The 26,794-nt window shown below is 33.8% G+C and carries 25 protein-coding genes; 5 read left to right on the top strand and 20 right to left on the bottom strand.

Translation table 11 applies throughout. The features are described from left to right. Window positions 1-47 precede the first annotated feature (47 nt). Window positions 48-497, bottom strand: a complete 450-nt coding sequence (locus CN601_RS23070; RefSeq protein ID WP_098172452.1) for a hypothetical protein — start codon at window positions 495-497, stop codon at window positions 48-50. A gap of 437 nt (window positions 498-934) precedes the next feature. On the opposite strand from CN601_RS23070, the gene CN601_RS23065 reads away from it, so the two are divergent. Together CN601_RS23065 and CN601_RS23060 are read left to right on the top strand one after the other, a co-directional pair. After that, window positions 935-1,570 carry a pentapeptide repeat-containing protein gene (locus CN601_RS23065; protein WP_098172451.1) on the top strand — a complete coding sequence of 212 codons (636 nt, stop codon included), beginning with the start codon at window positions 935-937 and terminating at the stop codon, window positions 1,568-1,570. A gap of 229 nt (window positions 1,571-1,799) precedes the next feature. After that, on the top strand, window positions 1,800-2,312 hold the full coding sequence (locus CN601_RS23060; protein ID WP_098172450.1) for a DinB family protein: 513 nt from the start codon (window positions 1,800-1,802) through the stop codon (window positions 2,310-2,312). A gap of 299 nt (window positions 2,313-2,611) precedes the next feature. On the opposite strand, the gene CN601_RS23055 is transcribed toward CN601_RS23060, so the two are convergent. From CN601_RS23055 to mobB, 4 genes are all read right to left on the bottom strand, one after another. After that, complete coding sequence (locus CN601_RS23055; protein ID WP_098172449.1) at window positions 2,612-2,872, bottom strand: hypothetical protein; 261 nt, start codon at window positions 2,870-2,872, stop codon at window positions 2,612-2,614. Window positions 2,873-3,010: 138 nt separating this feature from the next. Then, complete coding sequence (locus CN601_RS23050; protein WP_098172448.1) at window positions 3,011-3,658, bottom strand: MOSC domain-containing protein; 648 nt, start codon at window positions 3,656-3,658, stop codon at window positions 3,011-3,013. A gap of 163 nt (window positions 3,659-3,821) precedes the next feature. Further along, window positions 3,822-4,478, bottom strand: a complete 657-nt coding sequence (modB, locus tag CN601_RS23045) for a molybdate ABC transporter permease subunit (RefSeq protein WP_098172447.1) — start codon at window positions 4,476-4,478, stop codon at window positions 3,822-3,824. 31 nt (window positions 4,479-4,509) lie between these two features. Continuing rightward, window positions 4,510-5,043 (bottom strand): molybdopterin-guanine dinucleotide biosynthesis protein B, encoded by a 534-nt coding sequence (mobB, locus tag CN601_RS23040; RefSeq protein WP_098172446.1) that lies wholly within the window; start codon window positions 5,041-5,043, stop codon window positions 4,510-4,512. 246 nt (window positions 5,044-5,289) lie between these two features. Between mobB and CN601_RS23035 the strand changes: the two genes are divergently transcribed. After that, window positions 5,290-5,646, top strand: coding sequence for a Na-translocating system protein MpsC family protein (locus CN601_RS23035; protein WP_098118189.1), 357 nt, complete (start codon window positions 5,290-5,292; stop codon window positions 5,644-5,646). 33 nt (window positions 5,647-5,679) lie between these two features. On the opposite strand, the gene moaC is transcribed toward CN601_RS23035, so the two are convergent. The 14 genes from moaC to dacB form a co-directional block, all read right to left on the bottom strand. Further along, window positions 5,680-6,162: a cyclic pyranopterin monophosphate synthase MoaC gene (gene moaC / locus CN601_RS23030; RefSeq protein ID WP_098118190.1), complete on the bottom strand. Its 483-nt coding sequence runs from the start codon at window positions 6,160-6,162 to the stop codon at window positions 5,680-5,682. 53 nt (window positions 6,163-6,215) lie between these two features. Beyond that, window positions 6,216-6,797, bottom strand: a complete 582-nt coding sequence (locus CN601_RS23025; protein WP_098172445.1) for a molybdenum cofactor guanylyltransferase — start codon at window positions 6,795-6,797, stop codon at window positions 6,216-6,218. Next, entirely contained in the window at window positions 6,794-7,288 is a 495-nt protein-coding gene (locus tag CN601_RS23020; RefSeq protein WP_098172444.1) for a MogA/MoaB family molybdenum cofactor biosynthesis protein, read from the bottom strand. The genes CN601_RS23025 and CN601_RS23020 overlap by 4 nt, the downstream gene beginning before the upstream one ends. A gap of 28 nt (window positions 7,289-7,316) precedes the next feature. After that, a complete protein-coding gene (gene moaD, locus CN601_RS23015) occupies window positions 7,317-7,553 on the bottom strand; it encodes a molybdopterin converting factor subunit 1 (RefSeq protein WP_098172443.1) in 237 nt (78 codons plus the stop codon). After that, window positions 7,550-8,020, bottom strand: coding sequence for a molybdenum cofactor biosynthesis protein MoaE (locus CN601_RS23010; RefSeq protein WP_098172442.1), 471 nt, complete (start codon window positions 8,018-8,020; stop codon window positions 7,550-7,552). Before CN601_RS23010 ends, moaD begins: the two co-directional genes overlap by 4 nt. A 38-nt stretch (window positions 8,021-8,058) precedes the next feature. Further along, window positions 8,059-9,348 carry a molybdopterin molybdotransferase MoeA gene (locus CN601_RS23005; RefSeq protein ID WP_098172441.1) on the bottom strand — a complete coding sequence of 430 codons (1,290 nt, stop codon included), beginning with the start codon at window positions 9,346-9,348 and terminating at the stop codon, window positions 8,059-8,061. Window positions 9,349-9,368: 20 nt separating this feature from the next. Next, window positions 9,369-10,385 (bottom strand): molybdopterin-synthase adenylyltransferase MoeB, encoded by a 1,017-nt coding sequence (locus CN601_RS23000; RefSeq protein WP_098172440.1) that lies wholly within the window; start codon window positions 10,383-10,385, stop codon window positions 9,369-9,371. Between the two features lie 208 nt (window positions 10,386-10,593). Continuing rightward, window positions 10,594-11,607, bottom strand: coding sequence for a GTP 3',8-cyclase MoaA (gene moaA / locus CN601_RS22995; RefSeq protein ID WP_098172439.1), 1,014 nt, complete (start codon window positions 11,605-11,607; stop codon window positions 10,594-10,596). A 30-nt stretch (window positions 11,608-11,637) separates the two neighbouring features. Then, window positions 11,638-12,447: a formate dehydrogenase accessory sulfurtransferase FdhD gene (gene fdhD, locus CN601_RS22990; RefSeq protein WP_098172438.1), complete on the bottom strand. Its 810-nt coding sequence runs from the start codon at window positions 12,445-12,447 to the stop codon at window positions 11,638-11,640. A 122-nt stretch (window positions 12,448-12,569) separates the two neighbouring features. Next, a complete protein-coding gene (locus CN601_RS22985) occupies window positions 12,570-13,049 on the bottom strand; it encodes a helical membrane plugin domain-containing protein (RefSeq protein ID WP_098172437.1) in 480 nt (159 codons plus the stop codon). A gap of 12 nt (window positions 13,050-13,061) precedes the next feature. Next, on the bottom strand, window positions 13,062-15,989 hold the full coding sequence (fdhF, locus tag CN601_RS22980) for a formate dehydrogenase subunit alpha (RefSeq protein WP_142317426.1): 2,928 nt from the start codon (window positions 15,987-15,989) through the stop codon (window positions 13,062-13,064). 263 nt (window positions 15,990-16,252) lie between these two features. Then, a complete protein-coding gene (locus tag CN601_RS22975) occupies window positions 16,253-17,251 on the bottom strand; it encodes an NAD(P)H-dependent flavin oxidoreductase (RefSeq protein WP_098172435.1) in 999 nt (332 codons plus the stop codon). Window positions 17,252-17,657: 406 nt separating this feature from the next. Then, window positions 17,658-18,587, bottom strand: coding sequence for a LysM peptidoglycan-binding domain-containing protein (locus CN601_RS22970; RefSeq protein ID WP_098172434.1), 930 nt, complete (start codon window positions 18,585-18,587; stop codon window positions 17,658-17,660). Between the two features lie 397 nt (window positions 18,588-18,984). Continuing rightward, complete coding sequence (gene dacB / locus CN601_RS22965; protein ID WP_098172433.1) at window positions 18,985-21,879, bottom strand: D-alanyl-D-alanine carboxypeptidase/D-alanyl-D-alanine endopeptidase; 2,895 nt, start codon at window positions 21,877-21,879, stop codon at window positions 18,985-18,987. Between the two features lie 307 nt (window positions 21,880-22,186). On the opposite strand from dacB, the gene CN601_RS22960 reads away from it, so the two are divergent. Beyond that, window positions 22,187-23,620, top strand: coding sequence for a L,D-transpeptidase family protein (locus tag CN601_RS22960; RefSeq protein WP_098172432.1), 1,434 nt, complete (start codon window positions 22,187-22,189; stop codon window positions 23,618-23,620). A 772-nt stretch (window positions 23,621-24,392) separates the two neighbouring features. Then, window positions 24,393-25,667: a C40 family peptidase gene (locus CN601_RS22955; protein ID WP_142317425.1), complete on the top strand. Its 1,275-nt coding sequence runs from the start codon at window positions 24,393-24,395 to the stop codon at window positions 25,665-25,667. A 144-nt stretch (window positions 25,668-25,811) separates the two neighbouring features. Here CN601_RS22955 and CN601_RS22950 read toward each other — a convergent pair whose 3' ends face one another. After that, window positions 25,812-26,246: a DUF6526 family protein gene (locus CN601_RS22950; protein WP_098172430.1), complete on the bottom strand. Its 435-nt coding sequence runs from the start codon at window positions 26,244-26,246 to the stop codon at window positions 25,812-25,814. Between the last annotated feature and the right edge of the window lie 548 nt (window positions 26,247-26,794).

The raw sequence follows: 26,794 nt of genomic DNA, 5'->3' as shown, positions 1-26,794 counted from the left end.
TCTTGTTGAACTAAAGCATGCTTTAGTTACATAAGAAATGTACAACATTACTTTGTTGAATTCGCTATTTTCATTAGTTTATTTTGGGATAATCTTGTACTCCCTTTGTACTTTATTTCCATTTCTAATTCCTTTTTATTATTTCTCCAATTTAATAATTGTTCCTTGGAATTTTCTCGATAATAGAACTTAGTTCCTGGTATCAAATTTTTCTTGTTCCACTTACTATCTTTATATGAACTAACATTTTCAGATGCAGTTATAGTAATCTCTTCTTTAGAGTTCTTATAAACTAATTGAATTATGTCGCAGTTTCTACCACAACCCTTTGTAGTAGCAAAACTTTTAGAATAATTAATCGGTAAATAACTAGGTCTAATATGTATATCTACTAATTTTTCAGCAAGCTTTATTGGTTCTCTAATTAGTCCCGAACCAAATATTAAAACAAACAGTATTGTAAAAAGAACATAGTAAAGTATTTTCTTTCTATTCATAAAACCATTTCCTCCCAAAGCAGAACATTGTACATATAAATGAATTAATAATTTATTATAACTAATATATTGAGTTTTGATTTGGTGGATATTTGACTTTTGGTATAAATTTTTAAGTTTTCTTATACAACTAAACTGCCATTTAGCTATATAAGAAAATCACAATCTACTTAACCAAAGTCCAGTTAATCGTACAGATTTGTTTCTTACCTAAGCTAATAGCAAATCGAAAATACATACTCATGTGATATTTGAATAATAAAGAAAGTGACTTTTCATATTAAAATGAATAGTTACAGTCAAAGAAATAATAGTTTTTTGACACAAATCTTTGAAAATTAAAAGTCTTTTTTTAAAGCTTAAAATTGTTTATAGTTATGTGTAAATATTCTGCTCGATTTAGTTTCATCCTAATTGTTTAAAGTGAGGTTAATATAATGAAAATCGATACACCAAATATTCCTAGAGAATTACAATCTAGAAATTTTCATGACATTTTTTATGAAGAAGACCCGGAATTGGGGATGTGTGAAATCACTGGCTCTATTTTTGAAAATGAAGCTGTAGATAGAGTTTATTTATATAAAATGGTCATCAAGAATAGTAAATTCACCAATACAGATTTTAGAAATATAAGTATGTCTGATGTATATTTTGAAAACTGTGATCTATCAAATTGCAATATGACCAATGCTTCCATTCATAAAGTAACCTTTAAAAATTGTAAATTAGTAGGGGCTAATTTTACTGAATCTAGCCTTGGGAATGTCCAGTTTGACAACTCTGTTTTAAATTTATCTATATTCGGAAATTCAAAACTAGAAAAGGTAATTTTTCATGATTCTATTTTAAAAAGTACTGATTTTTATGATTGTAAATTCAAAAAAATTGATTTTAATAAATGTAATATTGATGGAGTAAACTTTGATCAAACTTCTCTTAAAGGAATTGATATTAGTTCTTCTACATTTAATGAATTAACAGTTTCAATAAATAATTTACATGGCTGCACAGTTTCTTCAAATCAAGCAGTTCAATTCGCAGCATTAATGGGACTAAAAATTAAAGATTAGTAATAGCTGTTTTAAAGTTGAACAAAACGAGGCCGTCCTAAAAGTCAGCGTAACTGACAAATAGGCGGCCATTTATTTGTTTTGTTAGTCTAATTAGGGTATTCTTGTTTCTATTTAGAGTTGATTTTATAATCTCCATGAAAAAAGGTATTTGTATTCAAATATTGAATGTTTAGTTACAAGTAAGAAATATAACTGCTTTGGATTAGTTTTTAAAGGAGGAATCAAATTGAGTAAACTTACACTAATTATCACATATAAAAATGAGCTTCAAAAATACTCTTTGGAACAGCTAAGATTTAAATCTGAAGAATCGGTTTGGTCAATTGGACAAATGTATGATCATTTAATCGTTGTTGCCCATGAATATCTAGATGATATGGAAACTTGTGTCACCTTAAACGAAGAACAACATCTTGGGAAAACAGAGTTTGGTGAACGTTTATATAAGATCGGTGGGTTCCCACCAATTAAAATTAAATTGCCGGATGAACTAAATACTCCACCTAATAATTCAGATAGTAATGAGGTACTGATCAATAGAATGGATCAAGTAATTTTAAGGTTAAGCCAATGGGAATCAAAAGTGAGTAATATAAATCCAAATTACAAAGTCAAACATGGAGGATTCGGCTGGCTAAATGCAAAGGAATGGTATGAACTAGTTTTTATGCATTTTCGTCATCACTTGCGCCAAAAAGATGAGTTAGAACAAATCCTAGTTAAAGAGCAGATATTTTAACAAGCTTGTTTTCTTATTCAAGTAATGCATGAGTTGGATGGGATTCTTATAATCTATTAAATTCAACATTTTTAATCTAAAGAGAACAAAAATAGAGGCTGTCCTTATAGTCAGGGTAACTGACACATGGGACGCCTTTTATTTATAATACCGATGTGGGGTATCTTTGGGAGATTTTTCATTTATAGTTGATTTCATCATCACTATTTTTTAAAATCTAGTAGATTTCTTTCATTTTTTAATCAGTTTAGGAAGAATTTGAGCTAACTTACTAATCTTTTATTTGTAAGCATCTATTTTTAGACGATTATACATTCAAAATACCCTAACCCGTATGGGTAATATTCTATAGTATTCGGGATTCTAAGGACTTTAATTGCAGTTTCGTTAATTTTAATTGCAGTTTCACTGATTTTATTTGCAGTTTCTTTATTTTTATTTGCAGTTCCACTGACTTTATTTGCAGTCTCGTTAATTTTATTTGCAGTTCCACTGGCTTTATTTGCAGTCTCGTTAATTTTATTTGCAGCTTCACTGACTTTATTTACAGTTTCACCCATTTTATTTGCAGTTCACACTTATTTGCAGTTCCTCTATCCATATTTGTACTCCGAAATTCACCCCTACTCTTCTTTTATATGCTGCCTTTATTATATAAAAAAAAGAATGCCCAATGGACATCCTCTATTTAATAACTATTAAACTAAATTCTCTAATCGTTTATTTAATCGGTTTCTCCAATCCTCGGCTAGCTCAGGAACCGCTAATATAGCTTTAATTCCTTCAACATTTTTAGGATTATGGAAATAGATCTCATTACAATATAAAACTGAAATTCTATTTTCTTGTCTTTCAATTAATTCTATTTTTGAATCTTTTCTAATCGTACCTTCTTTTAATACTCGGCATAAATAGCCTGTAAAACCGGTTTCTACGATTCTCTTAAGTGCGACGTTTGTTCTTCTTGTTATTGTGTCACAAGGGATTCTACTTTGTGTAATTTGAATGATTGCATCACCAATTTGGTAGACATCTCCAATGCATACATCCTTTTCTAGCATATTAGTGACCGTGATATTTTCACCGAATGCTGAAAGTGGTAGTTTTACATTAAACTCTTTTTCCCATAGCGAATAGTGTTCAAATGAATATACACAGACAGCTCGGTCTGGTCCACCGTGATGTTTTAAATCTGCTACTCCGTCACCTTTAAAGCCATCTTTCGTTAAGTAAACTTCTTCGATGCCTTCTTTACAGATTCCCGTAATCATTTCTTTATTTTCGCCGTATTGCATTTTACTTGGTAACGCTACTGCAAGATTAACTAATTCAATTTTATTTGTCATACGTTCCATCATCTCCTTTTAAGGTTTCTAATGGTAAAGCTCTGTCTTTTTATGTATTCGTCTTTGTTTAATCTGAACTTGGAATAATAAGGAAAAATATCCTACACAAAGCATTATATACTACTTAGGAGAAATAATCTTTATAAGTTGTATTGAGTATAAATCATTTCTGTTTCAACTGTACAACTAATAGCATGATAAACGAAATAAAAACCATTGATAGTACCCATAGCCAAGCCATTTTCATATTTCCGGAATCTATTGCTAAATAAATTGCTGTTGGGACAGTTTGTGTTTTTCCTGGTATGTTTCCTGCAAACATGAGTGTAGCACCAAACTCGCCTAGTACTCTCGCAACGCTTAAAATACTTCCTGAAATAATGGCTTTGAATGAAAGCGGAATTGAAATAAAGAAAAATACCTTCCATTCACTTGCACCGCATACTCGAGCCGCCTCTTCAATTTCATTATCGACACTTTGAAACCCGGTTTTCGCAGACTGATACATTAGCGGAAACGCTACAATAATTGAAGCAATTACAGCAGCCCACCATGTAAATACAATTGGTTGTTTAAAGAACCATTCGATCATTTTTCCAAGGAAGCTTTGTCTTCCGAAAATGACTAATAGTAAAAATCCTACAACTGTAGGTGGAAGAACTAAAGGTAACATTAGAACAGTTTCTAGTAATGTCTTACCTTTAAAGGATTTCATAGAAAGAATTCTTCCAGCTATCGTCCCTAAAATAATAACGAGAATCCCTGATACAATCGTAACCTTAAGGGAAATCTTAAGGGGAATTAAAAATTCTTCTAACAATAAATCTCCTCATTTCACAACAAAGCATTTTTTAACCATCTATGAAATTACCTATTAAAATTCCTTTCATTAAGAACTCTATGTAATTTTCTTCATCACTAAGATGGAAATATTGATACTCTTTCAATCTACTCTCTTCAATTACAACGTGGCTAATAACACAGCTAATATTTGTTAATGAATCGAGTAAATGTAGGTCACCCTCATCTCTTATTAATACTACTTTTGAATAATTTTCCCTTTTATAACCTTCAATAAAAATAATATCCATCGAGAAAAAACGATATAATTCAAGTGTCTTTTTTAAATCCCAATTAATTAAATTTGTTCTTAATTGTAAAACACCATCGCCTTCAACACTAGAAACAATTGCTCCGGAGTTTAAGTGACGAACACTATCTTTACTAGTTAATTCTAAATCTGGTGCACCACCATGCCCATGATGTTTGATCGTAGCCGCTAATAATCCTTTGTTTTTGGCCTTTTTAATTAGTTTTTCTGTCAGTGTTGTTTTCCCACTGTTTTGATAGCCTACAATTTGCAAAACGGAATAGTTCTTTTTCATCGCTCTCAATTCCTTTTTATTTATACTCCTATTATAAAAAGCTAACTGAAAAAACACCATCAATACAAAAATCATTTTAGATTTGTGTACTCATGGTGTTGATATTTATTTAAATTTCCCCTTTATATTAACTAAAATTTAGTAATGCCTTCATTTAGACGTTCACTAAATGTTCAATTTTTCTTTAAATTTTCCAATCATTGTTTTATGATAAGAAAAACACAACTAAGTTAAGGGGTATTTGTAATGTCTAAAGTCATCCATGAATTTAATGACTATATACGAAAACTACGTAAAGAGTTATTTGGTAAAGGTCCTGAAAGAATCCATACAGTTTTTGTTGAAAATATGGCTGTTTCAACTTTGTATGGAAACCTTACTCCTACTGAACTATTTATCGCTCAATCTTCCGAAGGCCGTGATATCGTTCACAACGCTAGAACAAAGATGATTCAAGATGTCTATGCAAAGAATCATCCTGTTAAATTGGAAGAGATCGTTGGTGCTAAATTTATAAATCTTTTTTCTGATATGAAAGTAGAAGAGGATCTTGCGATTTCAGTATTTGTTTTTGATAAAAAATTGGAAAACTTAATTGATTAAATAGTAGCTACTATTAATCAATTAAGCTTATGATTATTTATGGAAAAAGTCGCCGCTTTTACCGCCAGTTTTTTGTACTAAAAATGTGTCTTTTATGACCATACTTTTATCAACGGCTTTACACATATCGTAAAACGTAAGGCCAGCTACGCTTACAGCTGTAAGTGCCTCCATTTCAACTCCAGTTTTTCCACTGCATTTAACTGTTGCACGAATGATTAAATCATAGCCATTTGGTACTTCTACATATTCAAATGTAAAGTCAGTCCCTGAAAGTGCAATAGGATGACACATCGGTATAATGTCAGACGTTTTTTTAGCCCCCATGATTCCAGCAATTTGAGCAACATTTAAAGGATCACCTTTTTTAATTAATCCATTTTGAATGGCATCATATAATTCCTTTGAAATCGAAATTGTACTTTGCGCGACCGCTACTCTTGTTGTTATGTCTTTTTCTGATATATCGACCATTTTAGGTCTACCTTCTTCATTCCAATGGGAAAACTCACTCATGATGCTTCCTCCTTTTACGAAACAGGTACTAGGGAATAGAAATTACTAGCCTATTACTCCTGCCCGTTTTGCCAATCCTCAGGCCTATTTATATTCTTAAAGATTCGTTCATCTTTTGAAAATGGTACTGTTAATACATTAACCTCATCAAATAGTAGCTGAAGCTTTCGATTGTTTTTATCTAAAATTTCGTTCATCTTCCCGATGCAATCACGATGATAGAGTGCAAATAGCGGTTGAAGTTTATCTGATTGGATCGGTAAAATTACATCAACGTTACTGTCTTTAAGCAATGCGATCATTTTCCTTACAAAGCCAGCTGTAATAAAAGGCGTGTCGCAAGCTAAGACAAAATACCAATCAATGTTTTGTATTTTGGAAAATGCATTGTACATTGCATACAGTGGACCTTGGTATTCTTCAGTTTCTCCTTCAATAACAAACTCTAAATCATTTTTACTAAAATACGGAACTAGTTTTTCGTTTGTCGAAATGACGATTGGTGAAATCGAATTTCCCTCTAATGCTTGTACACTATATTCATATAAAAATTTGTTTTTATACATTTCAAACATTTTTGGTTTACCGTATCGAGAGGATTTTCCACCTGCTAAAACTACGCCAGCTATTTTCATTGTCTATTTAATTCTTCCACAAAATGTTGGCAAGTCGGTAAAATTAATTTTGTCATCGCTAGGTTCACTGCGTTCTTTGAGCCAGGAATGACGTAGATCGCCTTATCATTAAAACTACCAGCAATTGCTCTACTAAACATCGTTTTTGGTCCAATTTCTGTATAGCTTAATGAACGGAACAACTCTCCAAAACCTTGCATTTCTTTATCAAGTAATTTTGAAATTGCTTCGTATGTAACATCTCTTCTTGTAAAACCAGTTCCACCTGTTAGAATCATTACTTGAACTTCATCATCTTCACTCAATGATCTAACTGTCGAATCAATCAATGCTATTTCATCTTTTATGATTTGATAATGATGCACGATATGATTTTGCTCTTTTAATAAAGATTTTATAAGCTTACCGCTCTCATCATTTTCAACAGTTCTAGTATCACTAATTGTTAAAACTGCGATGTTAACAATTGCTTTTTCATTATGTTTATGCAAAACTCCACCAACTTTCTAGCATTCCTTTTCACCCTCCACTAACTGGTGGGATAAACGCTACAGTATCGCCGTCGCTTACAATTTCTTCATCTGTTACAAAGTCTTCATTTATTGCCGTCATAATTTGATTAAGCTGTGGTAAATCGTAGTTATTCATGATCAATTCTTTTAACTCTTTAACTTTTATCCCATTTTCGACTGAAATTGTTAATTCGTCAGTTCCAGCTTTCTCGCGTAAATGAGCAAATAATAATACTTTAATCATTTTGATTCCTCCGTACTTGGTTTTCCATCTTGGTATGCTGTGTTTTCTAGTTGGTCACCAATCCACATTGTACCATCTTCCCAAAACTCTTTTTTCCAAATCGGAACAATTTGTTTAATTCGTTCGATTGCGTATTCGTTTGCCTCGTAAGCAACTTTACGGTGCGGCGAGGAAACTGCAATAACAACGGCAATATCACTAATCGTTAATTTACCAACTCTATGAGTAATCGCAACGAGTGCATCTGGCCATTTTTGTTTTATTTCATCACCAATTTGTGCAAGCTTTTTTACTGCCATTGATTCATACGCTTGATATTCTAAAGACAGAGTCTTTTTACCTTTTGTTAATTCCCTAACAGTACCAATAAAAAGAGTAATCGCTCCGGCATTTCTGCTTTTAACTTTATCTGAAACTTCTTCAACGACAATTGGTGTATCAACAATAGTAAATAATGATTGTTCCAAGTAAACCACTTCACTTTTCTTAAAATATTAAAGACTACTTATTTATATGAAGGAATGAAATCATGCCAAGGCCATTTACTTCCTTGAGGATCTTCTAATAATAATAAATCCACTGCCATCCCTTTTTCATATTCTCTAGTTCCACCAGGTAATACGATAAATGCGTCTGTATTAGCTAATGAAGATACTGCGCTTGATTTATCAAATCCTGCTGGAATTGCGGTTAACCCACCTTCATCGTATACAATTTTACCTCTTACAAATCTAGTAAAAGGATTCGGTTTCGGATAATTTTCTCCTAATACAGCACTTACCCTCTTTAAATGAGGTGTTTCGTTAAATAGATACGTTTGGATAATCGGTCTAACAAATAGTTCAAACCCAACAAAACAAGCAGATGGATTTCCTGATAAACCGAATAATAATTTATTTTCATAATGTGCGACAGTTGTTACACTCCCTGGACGCATCGCAATTTTATTAAATAATACTGTAGCTCCTAATCTAGCATAAATATCTGGTAAATAGTCATAATCACCGACAGATACCCCACCAGTAGTAATCAAGATGTCTACTTGTTCTAACGCATTTTTCACTTCAGAAAAGCAAGTGTCCAAGTCATCGCTAAACTTTCCTAAATATTTAGGAATTCCGCCTGCTTTTTGAATTTGAGCGAGAACCATATAGGAGTTACTATTGCGAATTTTACCAGGTTCAAGTGGTTCATTTACATCAAGCAGCTCACTTCCTGTTGCAATTACTCCGATTACTGGCTTTTTCGCTACGGGAACTTGGCTATACCCAAATGTTGCTAATAATGCGATTGTTCCCGGATTGATTTCTGTTCCTTTTTTGACAAGAATATCTCCTTTTGACGTTTCCTCACCTTGAAAAGAAATATTATCGCCCTTTGGAAATGAACGTTTAATTTCAATAAATGATTTATCTTCAGTTTTCATCTCTTTCACTAATTCAAGCATGACAATCGCTGAACAACCTTGAGGTATTTGAGCCCCAGTCATAATACGCACAGCTTGGAATGGTTCTACTTTATTTGGAAAAACTGAGCCAGCTCCAATTTCTCCTACTACTTCAAAAACTGTAGGATTTTCATTATTTGTAAGAAGTGTATCTTCTGCTCTAATCGCAAAACCATCATATGGAGAACGGTCGAAAGCAGGTATATCTTGATCAGCTTTTACATCGTCAGCCAATACTCGACCATATGCTAAATCAATTGAAACCATTTCCTGTGATCCATGTACAGCAAACTCCATCACTTTACGAACTGCTTCTGCTACCGGTAGTGGTATTCTTTTTTCAACCATTCATCTCAACCCCTCTTTTATTAACCTAATAAACGATAATATAGTTTCTTAGCTTCTTGTATATTATTTGTTCCATGAACGAAAACCCTTCCATCTAGAAAAATGACAAAACGATAATCTTCTAACTGACAAGAGATCAAATAAGGATTCCGTTCAACTTTTCCGTGTTGTCTTAATTGATGTTCTAGTTCATTAAAATCATAATTTTTAGTTACTGATGGTCTGATTTGGACCGTATTTCGTCCACAAAGTGTACTTGTTTTCGTTTGATTTTCAAAGGATAAATAAGGATAAGTCTTATTCAATCCACATGAAGGACACTCATCAGATTTCAGTTTCGTCACTTTAAATGAAAAATGTTGATTATTCCATAAATCAAATGTAAGGAATTTTGGATTGACTGCGGAATAATCCTCCACTACTATTTTTAAAGCTTCCGCAACTTGAAATGCTGATACTAATTGAACAGCTGGACTAATAATTCCGGCCGTATCACAGGTCGCACCAGGTACTGGTACCCCCTTTAATATACAGTTTAAACAAGGCGTTTTACTAGGCAGAATTGTGCAACACATACCTAAACTGCCAACACAAGAACCATATACCCATGGAATTTCATACTTCTGAGATAAGTCATTTATGATAAATCGAATATCAAAATTATCTGTTGCATCAATTATCACATCGATATCATTTAGAAGGATGTCCATATTTTCTGAAGTAGCATCCATTACTAGTGCATTGATGCTCACTTCTGCATTAATTTTATGTAGACGTTGTTTAGCCGCGATTACTTTCGGTAGTTTTTCAAATGCGTCTTCTTCTGAATAAAGTTGTTGCCTCTGCAAATTACTCATTTCAACATAATCTCGATCAATTAATGTTAGTTTTCCAATTCCCGCTCTAACAAGTGCCTCAGCGCTAGCACTTCCTAACGCACCTGCTCCAACGATTAAAACATGTTTTTTTCTAATCAATTCTTGTCCCTTTTCACCAATAGGAGTAAAAAGTTGCTGACGCGAATAACGTTCTGTCATAAAGATCCTCCACTCAAAAACTTGGTCTAGGAATAAGTTGTTTCCTACCTTTAAATAAAAGCAGCATTAAGAAATCCTCATCATATAAGGAGTTCTGAATGCCGCTTAATTTCCCTGCTTAACTAGCAGAGATACCAATCATCACTTTACATTATTGGAAAGAGTGTTATACAGAAATTGCATAGACTCCAAACCCCATCGTTTTAAATTAACCGCCTATATGTGACATTTCAATTTTATTTGATGGTTTTTTTGTATTACTTAACCGCTCATCCGAATAGCGATCAGTTCGATTGCTCCATATCGAAAGAATGGTTTCTTTTATTTGCTCATCATCTTGATCAGACCTTACCAATTCTCTCAAATCATATCCTTTAGTAGCAAATAAGCAAGTATATAATTTTCCTTCCGCAGAAATACGTGCTCTTGTACAAGTTGAACAAAATGAATCGGTAACTGATGAAATAATGCCAATTTCATCATCACTATCTTTATATCGATATCGATTTGCAACTTCACCTACATAATTAGCTTCAGTCAATTCTAAAGGCATGATTTCATTGATCATATCTATGATCGTTTTTTTTGATATGACTTCATCAAGTTTCCAGCCGTTATAATTTCCAACATCCATATATTCAATAAATCGAAGAATATGTTTTTTCTCTTTAAAATATTGTGCCATCGGGATAATATCTTGTTCATTCTTTCCTTTTTGAACAACCATATTGATTTTAACTTTCATTCCAATATCTGCAGCTGCTTGAATCCCTTCTAGAACAGCTTTTACATTCCCTCGATTACCACTCATATAAGAGAATCGTTCTTCATCTAGTGAATCGATGCTGACAGTAACTCTTTTTAAACCCGCTTCATATAAGTCTTTTGCGAACTTTTTTAGTAAAGTACCATTCGTCGTTAAAGCAATATCTTCAACACCATCGATCTTATTTAATCGCTCAATTAATTTAGGTAAACCTTTCCGTAATAAAGGTTCGCCACCAGTAATTCTTATTTTTCTAACGCCTAAAGATACAAAAATACGTGTTAATCTTTCAATTTCATCAAAGGATAGTATTTTATCTTGTGATAAAAAAGCATAGTCCGGACCAAAAATTTCTTCAGGCATACAATAACGGCAACGAAAATTGCAGCGATCGGTAACAGATATACGTAAATCCTGTAAAGGTCGTTGGTGTTTATCCAATGCAACATTTTTCATAACCATCGCCTCACTTATCGTTTTAATTCATTATTTACTATTAATTGAATCACTTACAATTCGATTTGAATGTGTATAAACATTTAAAGATTTATTTCGAATAAATCCAACTGTCGTAATTCCTAATTCTTCAGCTAATTGAAGTGCCAATTCAGTTGGAGCAGATTTAGTCAGTATTACCTCACAACCAATTTTAGCTACTTTTAGTAAAATTTCAGAAGATAAACGTCCACTAAACACAATAATTTTATCTGAAATACTAATCTTATTTTTAAGACAATATCCATAGATTTTATCTAATGCATTATGTCTCCCAATATCCATTCTATTCAAAACAAATCCATTTAAATCACATAAAGCAGCGTTGTGGACTCCACCTGTGTTTTGAAACAAAAGAGCAGATTGTTGCATCTCATTCATTAAACGAAAACAATCTTGGAATGATAGCTGTACATTCACTTCTTTCATTTTTTTTGCTGTCAATGCATCATTTACAAAAACAAAGCCTTGTCTACTCATCCCACAGCATGATGTAATATATCTTTTACTTTGAATCTCTTTATAATATGGATTAATATTGTTTGTTTTAATATGAACAAAGCCTTCTTTTTCTTGGAACCATATGTTTTCAATATCCTCATATTTCCGGATAATTCCTTCAGATGCCAAAAAACCTACGACCATATCTTCAATATATTCAGGCGTACTGACCAACGTAGCAAATTCTTGTCCATTAATTTTAATCGTGACGGGATATTCTGTGACAACGCTGTCTTCAATATAGCTTGTTTCACCATTTTCAAAGCGGAGAATTTTTCTTCTCACTTCATTTGGTAGCATCGTTTTAGATTCCCTTCTTTAACTTTTTGTTTTTTCAAAAATATTTATAAGAGATGAACTTTTAAGGCTCATCTCTTATTATTAAACTCTTTTCTATTAAATACAATGAATTGTTTTTTCTACTATTCTTTTAGACCTTTTCCCATACCTTTTAGAAAATTAATACCGAAACCAACTGCTCGATTCACATCAGGGTCTTTCAAAACTTTTACTAAATCAAGTATGCCTATTTTATCATCCTTTTCAAGATGTTTATTCCCTTCATCAATTCCTTTTGTGACAGAATTGATTAACTTTGTAGTTACCTCAGGATCAACACTTGAAAGTGCACCTGCAGCACCCATTAAGTTATTGATTATATTCGTTACTGGCTCGCGGTTCATTTGTCCTAAAGCAATTTTAGCAATTTTCTCTTTAGACTGAAGCATTGAATTCGCAGCTTCAAGCACACCAGTATCATTTAAATCAGAAACTAAGCTCATAATTTTATTTAACGAATCTTCATTTTCTGCTAATAAATTCTTCAAATCCTCTAGCTTCTGCTCTTTTTGCTCTTCTTTCGTCGGTACGTACTTTTGAATTGTCGTGATTGGCTTTGCCATGTCTATTCCCCTTTATTTTGTCGTTAAGTGGACGTATCCTTCTCGCTCCCATTTACGTTGTACCTCAACCCCATCTTGAGGATTTCGTTTTTTATTACGCGGGTTCGATTTTGGCATTGGACTATTACCTTCTACACGTAGTACTTCCATACGTACTCTCGTTTGCTTATACGCTGGCGTATTTGTACGGTGATCTGCCGCTGGGCCTGTTAAGAAATTGATAGCAGATTCCTTGTTAGTTGAATTCATCGGTAAGAACAACTCATTTTTTTTCACTCGATCCGTTACTAGTGCAGGCAATTTCAATGCTCCATATGGTGATACTAAACGAACTAATGAGCCATCTTTAATTCCTCGTTCATTCGCAAGCTCTGGTGATACCTCTACAAAAATCTCAGGTACCTTTAATTGAATACCATATGATTTATTCGTCATATTTCCTTCATGGAAATGCTCAAGCATACGGCCATTATTAATTAATAGGTCAAATTCTTCCGGAAACTCTACAGGCTCCATCCAATCGGCTAAAGCAAATCTAGCTTTTTTATCTGGGAAATTAAATCCATCTTCATAAAGAAGTTCTGTACTTGCTCCGTCTAAACTTCCCCAAAGGAAACTATTCCAGCCTTCTATCACTTCATAGCTAGCTTGTAAGAAAAGTGGTGCTAAACTTGCCATTTCACTAAAGATATCGCCTGGATGCTTATAGTTCCAATTTGCACCTAAACGGTTCGCGATTTCTTGAACGATCCACCAGTCAGCTTTTGATTCTCCAAGAGTAGGTAATGCTTGATATAATCTTTGAACTCGACGTTCAGTATTTGTAAATGTTCCATCTTTTTCAAGTGATGGCGCAGCAGGTAAAATAACATCTGCGTATTGCGCAGTTTTAGAGAAGAAGAGATCTTGAACAACGAAGAAGTCCAGTTGAGATAAAACTTCATCTACGTGATTTGCATTACAATCAACAAGCGCCATATCCTCACCAACTAAATACATAGCTTTCATATCGCCTTTTTCAATTGATTGAAGCATTTGGGTATTATCAAGACCTGGTTTACCAGCGATTTCAACGCCCCATGCTTTTTCAAACTTTTTACGAGCCGTGTCATCAGTAACATGTTGATAACCAGGAAGCCAACCAGGAAGAGTACCCATATCACATGCTCCTTGTACATTATTGTGACCACGAAGCGGATAAGCGCCAGCACCCGGTCGTCTATAGTTTCCTGTAGCAAGCAATAAGTTCGAAATTGCCGCAGATGTATCTGAGCCTCCAGTATTTTGTGTAACACCCATTCCCCATAAAATACAAGTTCCATCAGCTTCATGAACCATCTCAGCAATTTGAATGATAGTTTCTTTTGAAATTCCAGTTACTTTTTCGGCATATTCAAGAGTGTATTTCTCAAGTACGACTTTAAAATCTTCAAAGAAATGAACATTCTCATAAATGAACTTTAAGTCATGCCAGCCTTGGTCAATAATATATTTCGTTACAGCCATCAGCCACACTTGGTCAGTACCTTGTTTCGGTCTAATAAAAATATCAGAACGCTCGGCCATTTCATTTTTACGGAGATCTGCAACAATCAGTTTTTGGCCGTGTAATTTATGAGCTCGCTTAACTCTTGTCGCAAGGACAGGATGACCTTCCGCTGGGTTTGCTCCGACAATAATAACTAGTCCAGCTTTTGCGATATCCTTAATCGTACCTGCATCTCCACCCATCCCAACTGTACGGAATAATCCATCTGTCGCTGGTGATTGGCAATAACGTGAGCAATTATCAACATTATTCGTTTCGAACACTTGTCGTGCTAGCTTTTGAATTACATAGTTTTCTTCATTTGTAATTTTTGAAGATGAAATAAAACCAACAGAGCCTTTACCATATTCTTGTTTAATTGAACCAAGTTTACTTGCAACTAAATCAAGTGCTTCATTCCAGCTCGCTTCAACAAATACACCATTTTTTCGAATTAATGGTTTTGTAATTCGTTCTTCCGAATTAACGAAATCCCAACCAAATTTACCTTTTACGCAAGTCGAAATTGCATTTACAGGTGCATCAGAGCTTGGTTGAATTTTTAAAATTTTACGATCCTTCGTCCAAACCTCAAAAGTACATCCAACACCACAGAAAGTACAAACTGTTTTAGTCTTTTCCGTACGAGTTTCACGCATTGCTGCCTCAACCTCTGAAACTGCGAAAATACCACTATATCCTGGCTCTACTTTTTTTACTAAATCAATCATCGGATCTAGTAATTCTTCGTTTAAGCCCGTCATAAAACCAGCTTCACCAAGCATAGATTTTTCCATTAATGCATTACAAGGACAAATCGTTACACATTGTCCACAACTAACACATGAAGAATCATTAATCGAAACTCCTTTATCCCAAATGACACGAGGACGCTCAGCCTCCCAATCAATTGACAATGTCTCATTTACCTGAAGATTTTGACATACTTCCACGCACTGACCACAAGCAATACATTGGTTTGGATCATATCGATAAAATGGATGCGTTAAATCTACCTCACAAGAAGCAACCTTTGGTTTATAAGGATACTTTTGATGCTCAATACCCATTTCCTCTACTGTATTATGCAGCTTACAATTACCGTTGTTATTATCACAAACTGTGCAATATAGTAAATGATTTTCTAACAAACGATCCATCGCTTCAGTTTGGGCTTCCTTCGCTTTAGGTGAAGACAATTGAATATTCATCCCGCTCATTGCTACAGTTGAACATGATCGTTTTAGCTCTCCATTCATCTCAACAATACAAGTATCACAAGTTTGAATTGGATCGACTTCAGGCACATAACAAATTTGCGGATGACTCATTTCATTTTTATTGATGATTTGTAAGATTGTTGAACCTTGCTCGGCAATTATTTCTTTCCCGTTAATCGTGATTGTAACCATGTTATTTTCCACGGTTTTCCTCCCCTTTTTTACATAAAAAAATCCACCATAAAACACATACCTATGAATAGGCTTTATGTCTTCATGGTGGAATAGTTTATTAGCAAATCGTACTAACATACCAATCCATTTTTTTGTTTACTAAATTGATAGAGTCATAACATCTCCCATACTATGATTCCATCGCTATAAAATAATTATAATCCTAAAATTATAAATAAACAATAGATTCACAATATGCTTATAAAACGCTTACAATTTTTTTATTTAACAACAGTAGTCTTTAATTTTCCGAAGTTGTTATTAAGCTTTTCAACAGCCTCATTATACTCTTCTTCTAGCTCATTTATAATATCGGCAACTGAACTAATTTTTGTAATTGCCCCAACACCATGGCCAGCAGACCAAATTTCTTTCCAAGCTTTCGCACTTGATTCATTTTTCATTCCATCGAAATCGACTTTATCTTTCTTTTTCAATTCTTGAGGATCAAGACCAGCCTTCACAATGCTAGGAATTAACATATTCGCTTTTACGCCAGAAAATGCATCAGTCAGTATAAGATCATCTTGTGTTGCATCGACTAACATTTGACGATATTCATCATTTGCTAAGCTTTCTTTCGCGACAATGAAGCGCGTTCCCATATATGCTAAATCAGCACCTGCAGCTTGAGCAGCTAAAATACTTTTACCTGTCGATATCGCACCTGCAAGCACAATGATTCCATCCCAGAACGTACGAACACTATCAACAAACGCAAATCCATTTAAATTTCCAGCATGACCACCTGCGCCTGATGCTACTAGAATTAGTCCATCAACACCAGCCCCTGCTGCTTTCTTGGCGAATTTAATATCACTCACATCAGAAAACACAAGACCACCATAACTATGTACAATATCAACTACAACCTTAGGAGAACCTAATGAAGTAATAACAAGCTCTGGCTTATGCTTTTTCAAAAGTTCAATTTCTTCTTGTAATCTACTATATGAGCTATGAACAACCATATTCATTGCCCAAGGAGCAATTTTACGCTCAGGCTCATTTGCGCGCGCCAAAGCAAGATTATCATTTAATTGACCCATCCATTGATCAAGAACCTCAATCGGACGTGCATTTGGTGCTGGAAATGATCCAATTACCCCATTTAAACAAGCTGCCTCTACTAACTCAGGTCCAGAAACTAAAAACATTGGTGCAGAAATGGCTGGTAACCTAAGTTGAGTCCACCACTTTTCTGGAATTTGTTTATTCATATAAATATCCTCCCTTTTCTCTTAAGTGAATATTCTGATTATTAATAATGATACATTAGTAAACTATTATTTTCAACTTCGTATCATGAAAAAACTATATTTTCGCCTATAACGAAACTCTACACTTATGAATTTGTTATACAAATATACCAAAGCGAATAATAAAAACATAGTCAATTAAACTCCAATCCATTTATATATTCATATTTCATCGTGGATTGAACACAGTGCACTTTCATTTATTGATAGAAAATTATTATTAGGATTTACAAGCTAAGTGAAGGATTGTAGCTACGATTAAATTAACAAAAAATATCTTTCCCTTATATAATTCATTCAAATTTAATAAAAAATCAAAAACACTGGAATCCCTTAATTTGGGAGTTCCAGTGTTTGTTATAGTCTATTAGTTTAATATTGTTACTTTAACTTGTTTTCTTCCGAAATTAATCGCATCTTGCTTATTTGCTACAAACACATCAATGCGATGTCCTTTGATCGCTCCACCAGTATCACCAGCGATTGCTTCACCATAGCCTTCTACATACACTTTACTTCCAAGCGGGATAAGATTTGGATCAACAGAAATTACTTTCATGTTTGGATTCTTCTTTAAGTTAATTCCTGTAGCTGTAATGCCGGAACATCCTTTACAAGAAGCTGTATATGCAGTAGCTTCCACTGTAACTACTTTTTTGCTCGTTGCTTTTGGTTTAGATACCTCTTTTTTTGGTGCAGGTACATTTACTTTTGGTTTAGATACACTTTCTTTTGGTGTAGCTACTTCCTCTTTTGGTTTAGATACACTTTCTTTTGGTGCAGCTACTTCCTCTTTTGGCGTAGATATACTTTCTTTTGGTGCAGCTACTTCCTTTGTTGGTGCTGCTGCAGTCTTTGGAGACACTGTTTCTGACGGCTCATCTGAAGTAGTTTCTGTTTGTGTTGCAGTATTAGTCACTTCAGATTGAACAGTATTTTTTACGCCTTCAAAGATTAATAGATTTAATCCTGGGTGAATGAGATCAGTATGTAAATTGTTCCATTCTTTAATTTGTGAAACTGTTGTATCATTATTTTTCGCAATATCCCATAATGTATTACCTTCTTCAACTAGATAATGTTTTTCTGGGGCAATTGTTAGTTCATCACCAGGATGAATTAGGTCTGTAGTTAAACCGTTTAACATTTTTGTATTTTCTACTGATGTATTATTCGTGCGTGATAGATCCCAAAGGGTATCCCCTTTTTTTACTGTGATAGTAGCAGCCTGTACATTAGCACTTACAGTTACTGAGAGTACAGTAGCTGCTGTGATCGTCATTAATTTTTTAAGCATTTCTTTTACCCTCCATGTTCCTTCATTTGCTAATTTTCCTAATCGTAACATAGATTTTTCAGAAAAAAAGAACAGGGAGATGATAAATCATTTACGTTCATGGCATGTTTATTACAGGAATATATCTAAAATTATGGAATTATCGGTAAAAAAAGGCATTTACTTTAGCCTCTTTTTAAGTTAAATTCCCTGTGCTACTTGGTACTGAGCTCAACTTATTATCTGCGAAATCAATATTAAAAAATTATTAAATAAATTACATAAATTACATAAAATGATGATTTTTGTATTAGAAACCTCATTTAACCTGATGTAAGAATCCCACTTTAAAAAGGCAAAGCCGTCTTTATAATCATAAAGACGGCTTTGTTGCGCTTAATAAAAGTTTAATTTTTATCTATTTAAATGAAACTCCAGCTAATGCCGCTCCTATTTGATTTTGAGCATTAGTAAGAATGCTTGAAGACGAACTATAACCGTTCATCAATATCGCAAAATACAGATGTTCACCATCTTTAGTAGTCACATAGCCAGACAATCCGCTCACACCTGTAAGAGTACCAGTTTTAGCATGCAAATTATTTTCAGCAAGTGTTTGGATCATTCGGTTTTTTAATGTGCCATCCACTCCGGCAATCGGGAGAGATTGATAATATACATCAAAAAAAGGTTCTTTACTCATACCGACAAGTACATTTCCGATTTGACGTGCAGAAAGCATATCATATCTACTTAAACCAGAACCATCTACCATTCTATATGTCGGATCAATACCATACTTTAGTAAACTATCTTTTACAACTTGCGCACCTGCAGAAGAGCTTCCTTCCCCTTTTTTCTCCGCCCCAAGTCGCTTAAGAAGCATTTCGGCATAAAAATTATCACTCTCTTTAGTCATAAAGCCAAGAATATCACGTAGCGGTGGCGAGGATACTTGTGATATTTTCACTTCTCCATCTGTCACAACACCGTTTTTCACCTCTGCTCGCTTTCTAAATTTTATACCTGCTTTTTCCATTTCTTCTTTCATAATTGTACCAGCATACAATGAAGGCTCTTCTACAGCCATCTGTTCACTACCAGGTTGTACACTTAAAGGTAGGTCTCCTTTTAAGTGAATAATGTTTTTACCTCGCTCCTTTTCAACCGTAAATGTATTTTTCGAATCAGCTTGTACTGTTTTCGATTCATTTATTATTTGCACATACTCAGTTTTAGGTTCCAAATTAAAAGCTACAGGTTTCCCAACTTCATTAGGTTGATAGTTTACTTGAACTGTACTCCTATTAATTGATAGTGCACTTAATGGGACATTATATCCATATGGTTCATCATCCCATGCCCATCCAGTTCCTAGACGCTGTGTGTCATATTGACTTTCATCAATAATCACATCTCCATTGATTTGAGTAATTCCTTTTTTCTTTAAATCCTCAACTAGTCTTGTAATTTTTGTACCGTTCTTTTGGCCAGAAGGATCATCTGACTGCAGTGTTGGATCGCCATAGCCTTTAATTATGATATCCCCGTCTACTTTGCCATGTTTATTTGGAGGTGCTGTTAAATAAAGTTCCGTTTTGAATGTATAGTCTGGCCCAAGTTCTCTTAGTGCAGTAGCTGACGTCAAAAGTTTCATATTCGAAGCAGGTGTAAGTAAATCATCACCATCTCGTTGATATAGCACTTCTTCTCCACTCTTTCGGTCAAGTGAACCTACAACTATGCCTGTCGTTACACCTTTTAAATTTTCTTGATTCAAGATAGGGTCGATCAATGTAGAAAGTAAAAATGTATCAGCGATGGATTGAACACCATCACCTGTTTGGTTAGGATACTGACTAAGTAAAACAGCAACCGCATCCTGAAATGCCGTAGCTGATGATGACGTACGAACACCATTTAACAATATTGAAAATGCAAGCTTATCGCCATTTTGATCCGTTACATAACCAGATAAACTATTGATGCCGCTCATAGAACCAGTTTTGGCATGTACATTTTTTTCAGCACTCGTTCCGATCATTCGTGATTTAAGCGTTCCATCAACACCTGCAATTGGTAGCGATTGTTCAAATACTTCCTTATACTCTTGTTGAGACACATATTTCAATAGCTGTGCCATTTGCTTTGGTGAAATTAAATCCATACGTGATAATCCAGATCCATCGACCTGTCTATAGTTTGTATCGATATCTGCTTTTTTGAGAAATTCCTCAATAACGTCTGCTCCTGCATTAAAGCTTCCTTCATTTTTAGCAACTACACCTAATTCCTTCAATAGCATTTCCGCATAGAAGTTATCACTCTGCTTATTTAACTGAACAATCAATTCACTAAGAGGCTGGGAATTATGTACAATAATCGGAGTACCTGTTGTAATTTTTGTTTTTTCTACTTTTACTTTTTTCTTTAATAAGTCAATTCCTTCTGCATTCAAAGCTCTCTTCCAAACATTTCCTGCAAAAAGTGCAGGGTCATCTATTGCTACATCTTCAGTATAGACCGATGATTGTTTTCCAATCGTACCGCTAATAACAACTGAATTCGTCCCACGAGGTCTATCAATTACAAGATTATTATTGCTACCCTCAACTATTTTTGCATTGTTATGTATGGTTACATAATCAGTCATAGGATTCATCCCTAATGAAGGGGCTTCTCCTATAGAACCAGCTGGAGCAATAGAAAGACTTATCATATTTTCATGCACAGCTAATGAGCTGATTTGAGCGTTATATCCATATGATTCATCGTCCCACATCCATCCTGCTCCAAGTCGATTGTCGTCAAAATAACTATCATCTACCAATATATCGCCGTTAATAGATTTAATGCCCTTGTTTGACATTTCTTTAGCCATATTTCGCATATCTTCTTCTGACAAAGATGGATCACCATATCCTTTAACAATTACGTTACCATGCAGTACCCCTTTTTTGTTAATTTGGCCTGTAGTGTATACTTCAGTTTTAAAATGGTAATTTGGAGTTAGTTTATCTAGCGCCGCTGCTGTAACAAACAGTTTTAAATTAGAAGCAGGAACAAATGTTTTATCTGCGTCATACTCATCCAACAGCTCTCCGGTTCTCGTGTTATATACTACAATACCTGCATGCATACCGACTGTGTTTAAGTTTTTGGATAATTGATCTACTAGTCGATCAATTTGTGGAATAGTCTTGACTATTGTTGACGTATCCGTAGACGTAGCATATGCTGGTAGCGTAAAAACTTGCATTGCAAGTACGGAACTTAACAATAATTTGCTACCAATTCGTTTCATTTTCCTCATATTTCCTCTCCCCTTTTTGTTTAAAGTACAAATATTTAAATTCAAAATATTCCAAAAATATCCTTTTTATTTATTTAAATAAATTAAATCCTCAAATAAAATCTATGTTTCTATTCAATCATGCGAAAAAATAATTAGATAAAATTTCCATCCTCGAACAAATAATGACAAAGTTCGACTCGATAAAAATGTAAAATAGTAATAACCAAGTAAATTATGTAATATAATTGTAATCTACGGGTACAAAACTATCATTTAAACTCAGTAACATTTATAAATGGAACAATGGGTATAGGAGGTATTTTTTTTGGAAACTACTTTAAATGTTAAAAGAAGTAATAGTAAGCGGAGAAGGTCATTTAATCAAATTATTCCCTGGCATTTCATTTTAATTGGAGTAATCGTTATAATCGCAATCATTGCAATCGGTTATAATCGGGCAAACCACTTTAACGCTCAAATTAAGATTAATGGCATAAAATTAAGTGGATTGAATGCTGAGCAGGCACTTGATAAGTTAAAAACTAGCAAACTTAAAAACATAGTTTATGTAGGTGACACGAAAGTATTGGATGGTAAAGATACAAAGATGAACTTTACCGAAAAAGATCTACCCGCTATTAAAAAAGTATTAAAAAGCCAGCGCACGTTTTTTCCTTCATCTAAAGCAAAGAATTATTCTTTAATGCCTAGTCAATTAGATGAAAAGCAAATTGATGCAATGAATAAACAAATTGAAGAAAAGCTTCTCACTCTAAATAATGGATTAAAAGCGCCACAAGATGCGAAAGTTCATTTGGAACAAGGCAATATTATTGTCTCTAAAAGCATTAACGGTGAACAATATGATGTTGCTAGTCTAGTAAAAAACTTCAAGCGTCATGAATATTCTAGTGTAATTCATTTAAAACCTATTTACCTACAACCTATTAAAGAAAACAATCAAATTGTGAAAAATGAAAAGAAAGAACTACAAGCACTACTAGCTCGCACAGTTGATTATAAAGTGCAGGATAAAGTTTATTCTTTAAAAGCTAGCGAATTAATTAAAAATGCGTCTGTATCAAAAGATATGAAAGTTACAATTGACTATGCCGATCTAAAAAACAAGATTGCTGACATCAATAAAACTCAGTCTACATTAGATAAAAACTTTCAATTTAAGACTCATTCCGGTTCTGTCATCTCAGTTAAAGGACAAGGCTACGGCTGGGCATTAGATGTGGAGAAAGAATCAAAACAAATTCAAACAGCTTTTGAGTCTGGAGAAAAATCTATTACTGCATCTAACATTTTAGGTCATGGCTGGGATGATGAGGGTTATGGTTATACTACGACCTCAAACAATGGCATTGGCGATACGTATGCTGAAGTGTCGATTTCAGAACAACGTATTTGGCTTTACAAAAACGGTAAATTAGCTATCACAACTAGTGTCGTTACAGGTAAACACATCACTGGTGAGGATACATCAAAAGGAGTATGGTATGTCCTTTATAAGCGAACGCCATCTATACTTAAAGGCTCACACGTAGGAAGTGGCGCATATGAAGTTCAAGTTGATTATTGGGCACCATTCACAAACAGTGGCCAAGGTTTCCACGATGCTAGCTGGCGAACTAATTGGTCAAATAATGCCTATCTGACTGCAGGTTCAGGCGGCTGCGTTAATACACCACCTAGTATAATGAAAACTGTATTTGATAACCTTAGCACATATGAGCCAGTAGTTATTTATTAAATGAAGTTAAAGCAGGAAATCCTTGGGGGTTTCCTGCTTTTTCATTTGATGGAATTTATTTAAATAAGTTAAGTTAAAGAATTTGTTTTTGGGGGTCGCAATTAATTCTCGTGATTGCTATTAAAATTCAGGGATCACAATTAAATTTCCGGAATCGCAATTAAATTCCCGGATATCGCAATTAAATTTCTAGAATCGCAATTAAATATAAAAAATCCCCCTATCGGTAATAGTATTTTTACTTAATTATCCTTCAAAATAGATACTTTCAAATGGAAAGTTAGCAAATTTGCTTTAATTTAATCTAAACTACTAAAAAACGGCTCGAAATCTACTTCTTTTCCATAGAAAGGAAACAGATCCTCGTCCCCCCTTCCCAATTAGCAATTCTTAAAACTCTATCTTCGTTCTTAATTCCAGAAATTTTTACAATTTTAATCATGCCTCTAATGATCAGCAATCCTGTTTATGGAGAGTCTAATCTAATTAAATAAACCATAAATTCCCAATAAAAATAGCCATAATCTTAGTAATAATCAAGAAACATTTAATTATTACAAATTTGTCCAATTTGTTATATTTTGATTATTTACCCCTTATTAAGTGAACTCACATATAAAGTTATGTTAGAATTTAGACTTAATGTGTTCTCACATTCTTAATTAATTAATTACCAAATTCATGTATAGTCTAAGATTTGCCCTTACTAGTCTTTGAGGTAAGGGATTTTTCTTTGTTGTATTTAGGTATTGGGAAGAGGGAAGGTTTAGTAATGAAGTCGAAGTCAGGATACACCTTAATTACGTTAAATTTAAAAAAAGAGAGAAAAAAGAAGAGAACAATGAACTCTATGGCATTAGTAGGACTTGCCTCAACATTTGTAGCCATTCAAGTTCCAAACACTACAGAAGCTGCCACGTCAATTGATCCTAAGAAAACACTGCAATCTAGTGCGCAAACTTTTTCTGAAAACACAAATACATATAAATCAAGTGGTAATGGTGTCCGCATTAGATCGGGTGCTGGTACTTCTTATCAAATTTTAGGTAGTGTTAATAAAGGGCAAAGTATTGAAGTAATCTCATATTCCAATGGCTGGTATAAGGTAAAAGTTAATGGGATAACAGGATATATGAGTGCAACTTATGTTGAAAAAGTAACCGAATCGAATAGTAGTACTAATCAAGTAGTCACTTCGGGGAACTATATTTCTACTGGTAATGGCGTTCGCATTAGATCTGGGGCAGGTACAAATTATCAGATTATAGGTAGTGTTAATAAAAATCAAAAATTAGATGTGATTTCAAGCTCTAATGGCTGGTATAAAGTTAAAGTTAATGGCTTAACAGGGTATATGAGCGCATCTTATGTTGCAAAAGTAACTGAATCAAATAGTAATACCGATAGTAATCCGGTCGTTAGCACTGGGAACTACATTACTACAGGTAGTGTCAACATAAGATCTGGGGCTGGTACTTCTTATCAGATTTTAGGTAGCGTAAATAAAAATCAAAAACTAGATGTGATCTCTAGCGTAAGTGGTTGGTACAAAGTTAAAGTTAATGGCTTAACAGGGTATATTAGTGCATCTTATGTTGCAAAAGCAACAAATTCAAGTTCAAATTCAAATAACTCTCAACAAAACAACACTCAACCAGATAACTCTCAAACATTTAATGTTCAAAGTTTAATTACTTATTCAAAAAAGTATTTAGATGTACCTTATGTTTGGGGTGGAGCAACTCCATCTGGATTTGATTGTAGTGGATTTATTTCATATGTATTCAAAGAATTTGGCGTGTCACTTCCAAGAACAAATGTTGCAGGTTATTGGTATAATAACTCAAACTTAAAAACTGTAAATAATGCTCAACCTGGAGATTTAATCGTTTTCAAAGATACATATACTTATGGGCCGTCTCATATGGGTATTATGATTAATAACACAGAGTTTATCCATGCAAGTAGTAGTTCAGGTGTAACAATTTCTAATGTAAACAATACATATTGGGACCAACATTTTTTAGGCTTTAAAAGATTTCAATAAGGTTTGACAACTATATACATTTATAAGACATAATAGTTCAACTATACTTGTTACTTAAAAAGTACCCTATTAAATAGACCGCTTTAAACAGTCTACTTTATAGGGTACTTTTGTTTGCTTTATTAAGAGTACATTTAAATAAATTTAAACTCGATACTCATCCGCGCGCCAATTTTTAATACTCTGTTTGATTTCTTTTGAAGATAATCCTTCATTTACCGCTTTTTCACTTAACTCGACGAACTCCTCATCGCTTGCAAATCGTAATGCTATGATTTGCCACATTGTTGTTTTTGGATTTAACGGTTTACCTGTTAACGTAAAATGACGGAAATTTTCTTCCATACGAATGACACGGTCTTGTACTTTATTCGAGTACATTCTTGTGAGTAAAAATGAAATAACTAATAAAAGTGAAGTAAATAGAATAAATACCGCTAGCCAAATATGATCACTATTTTTTATCGCAATACATAAGTTGACGATTGAACCAATAATTGTGATTAGTGCTAGTGGTGCTCCAAAAAAGTGAAATAGTGGGTGAAATCGAACATGATGATCTAAGCTTTGCTGTTTCATATGTATACCTCTCCTTTAAAAATGTATTATGTTCCCTATTCTATCATTATTATTCGAATTGCATATTTATCATTAAAGAATTTTTATGTACAAAAAAACCGAGCATAAATCGTGCCTGGTCCTTTTTTACTTAGAGTATATCCGCAAAAATACCACAGCTTTTAGAACTGTGGTACACCTCAAAATTTATACTTTCTTATCTAAAAAAACGAAACTGCTTCCGTTCGTTTTCAAGCTGTTATACATATTCTTGTCGATTAATAATCAAATTTTTAGCAAGTTGTCTCCTGAGTTTGATTTCTACTACGGGGTGATCGCCTTTATGAGTCAGTTATTTTCTTATTTGTGCTGTTTTACTTACTCATGAACCCTTTATGAGTAACACTTTTTCTTTTTTTGGCTGTTTTACTTACTCATGAGCCCTTTATGAGTAACACTTTTTCTTTTTTTGGCTGTTTTACTTACTCATGAGCGCCTTATGAGTAACACTTTTGCTTATTTGTGCTGTTTTACTTACTCATGAGCCCTTTATGAGTTAAGAATTTTCA

Source organism: Bacillus sp. AFS017336, from assembly GCF_002555445.1.
GTDB lineage: Bacteria > Bacillota > Bacilli > Bacillales > Bacillaceae_G > Gottfriedia.
This window is presented reverse-complemented; position numbering and strand designations above follow the sequence as displayed.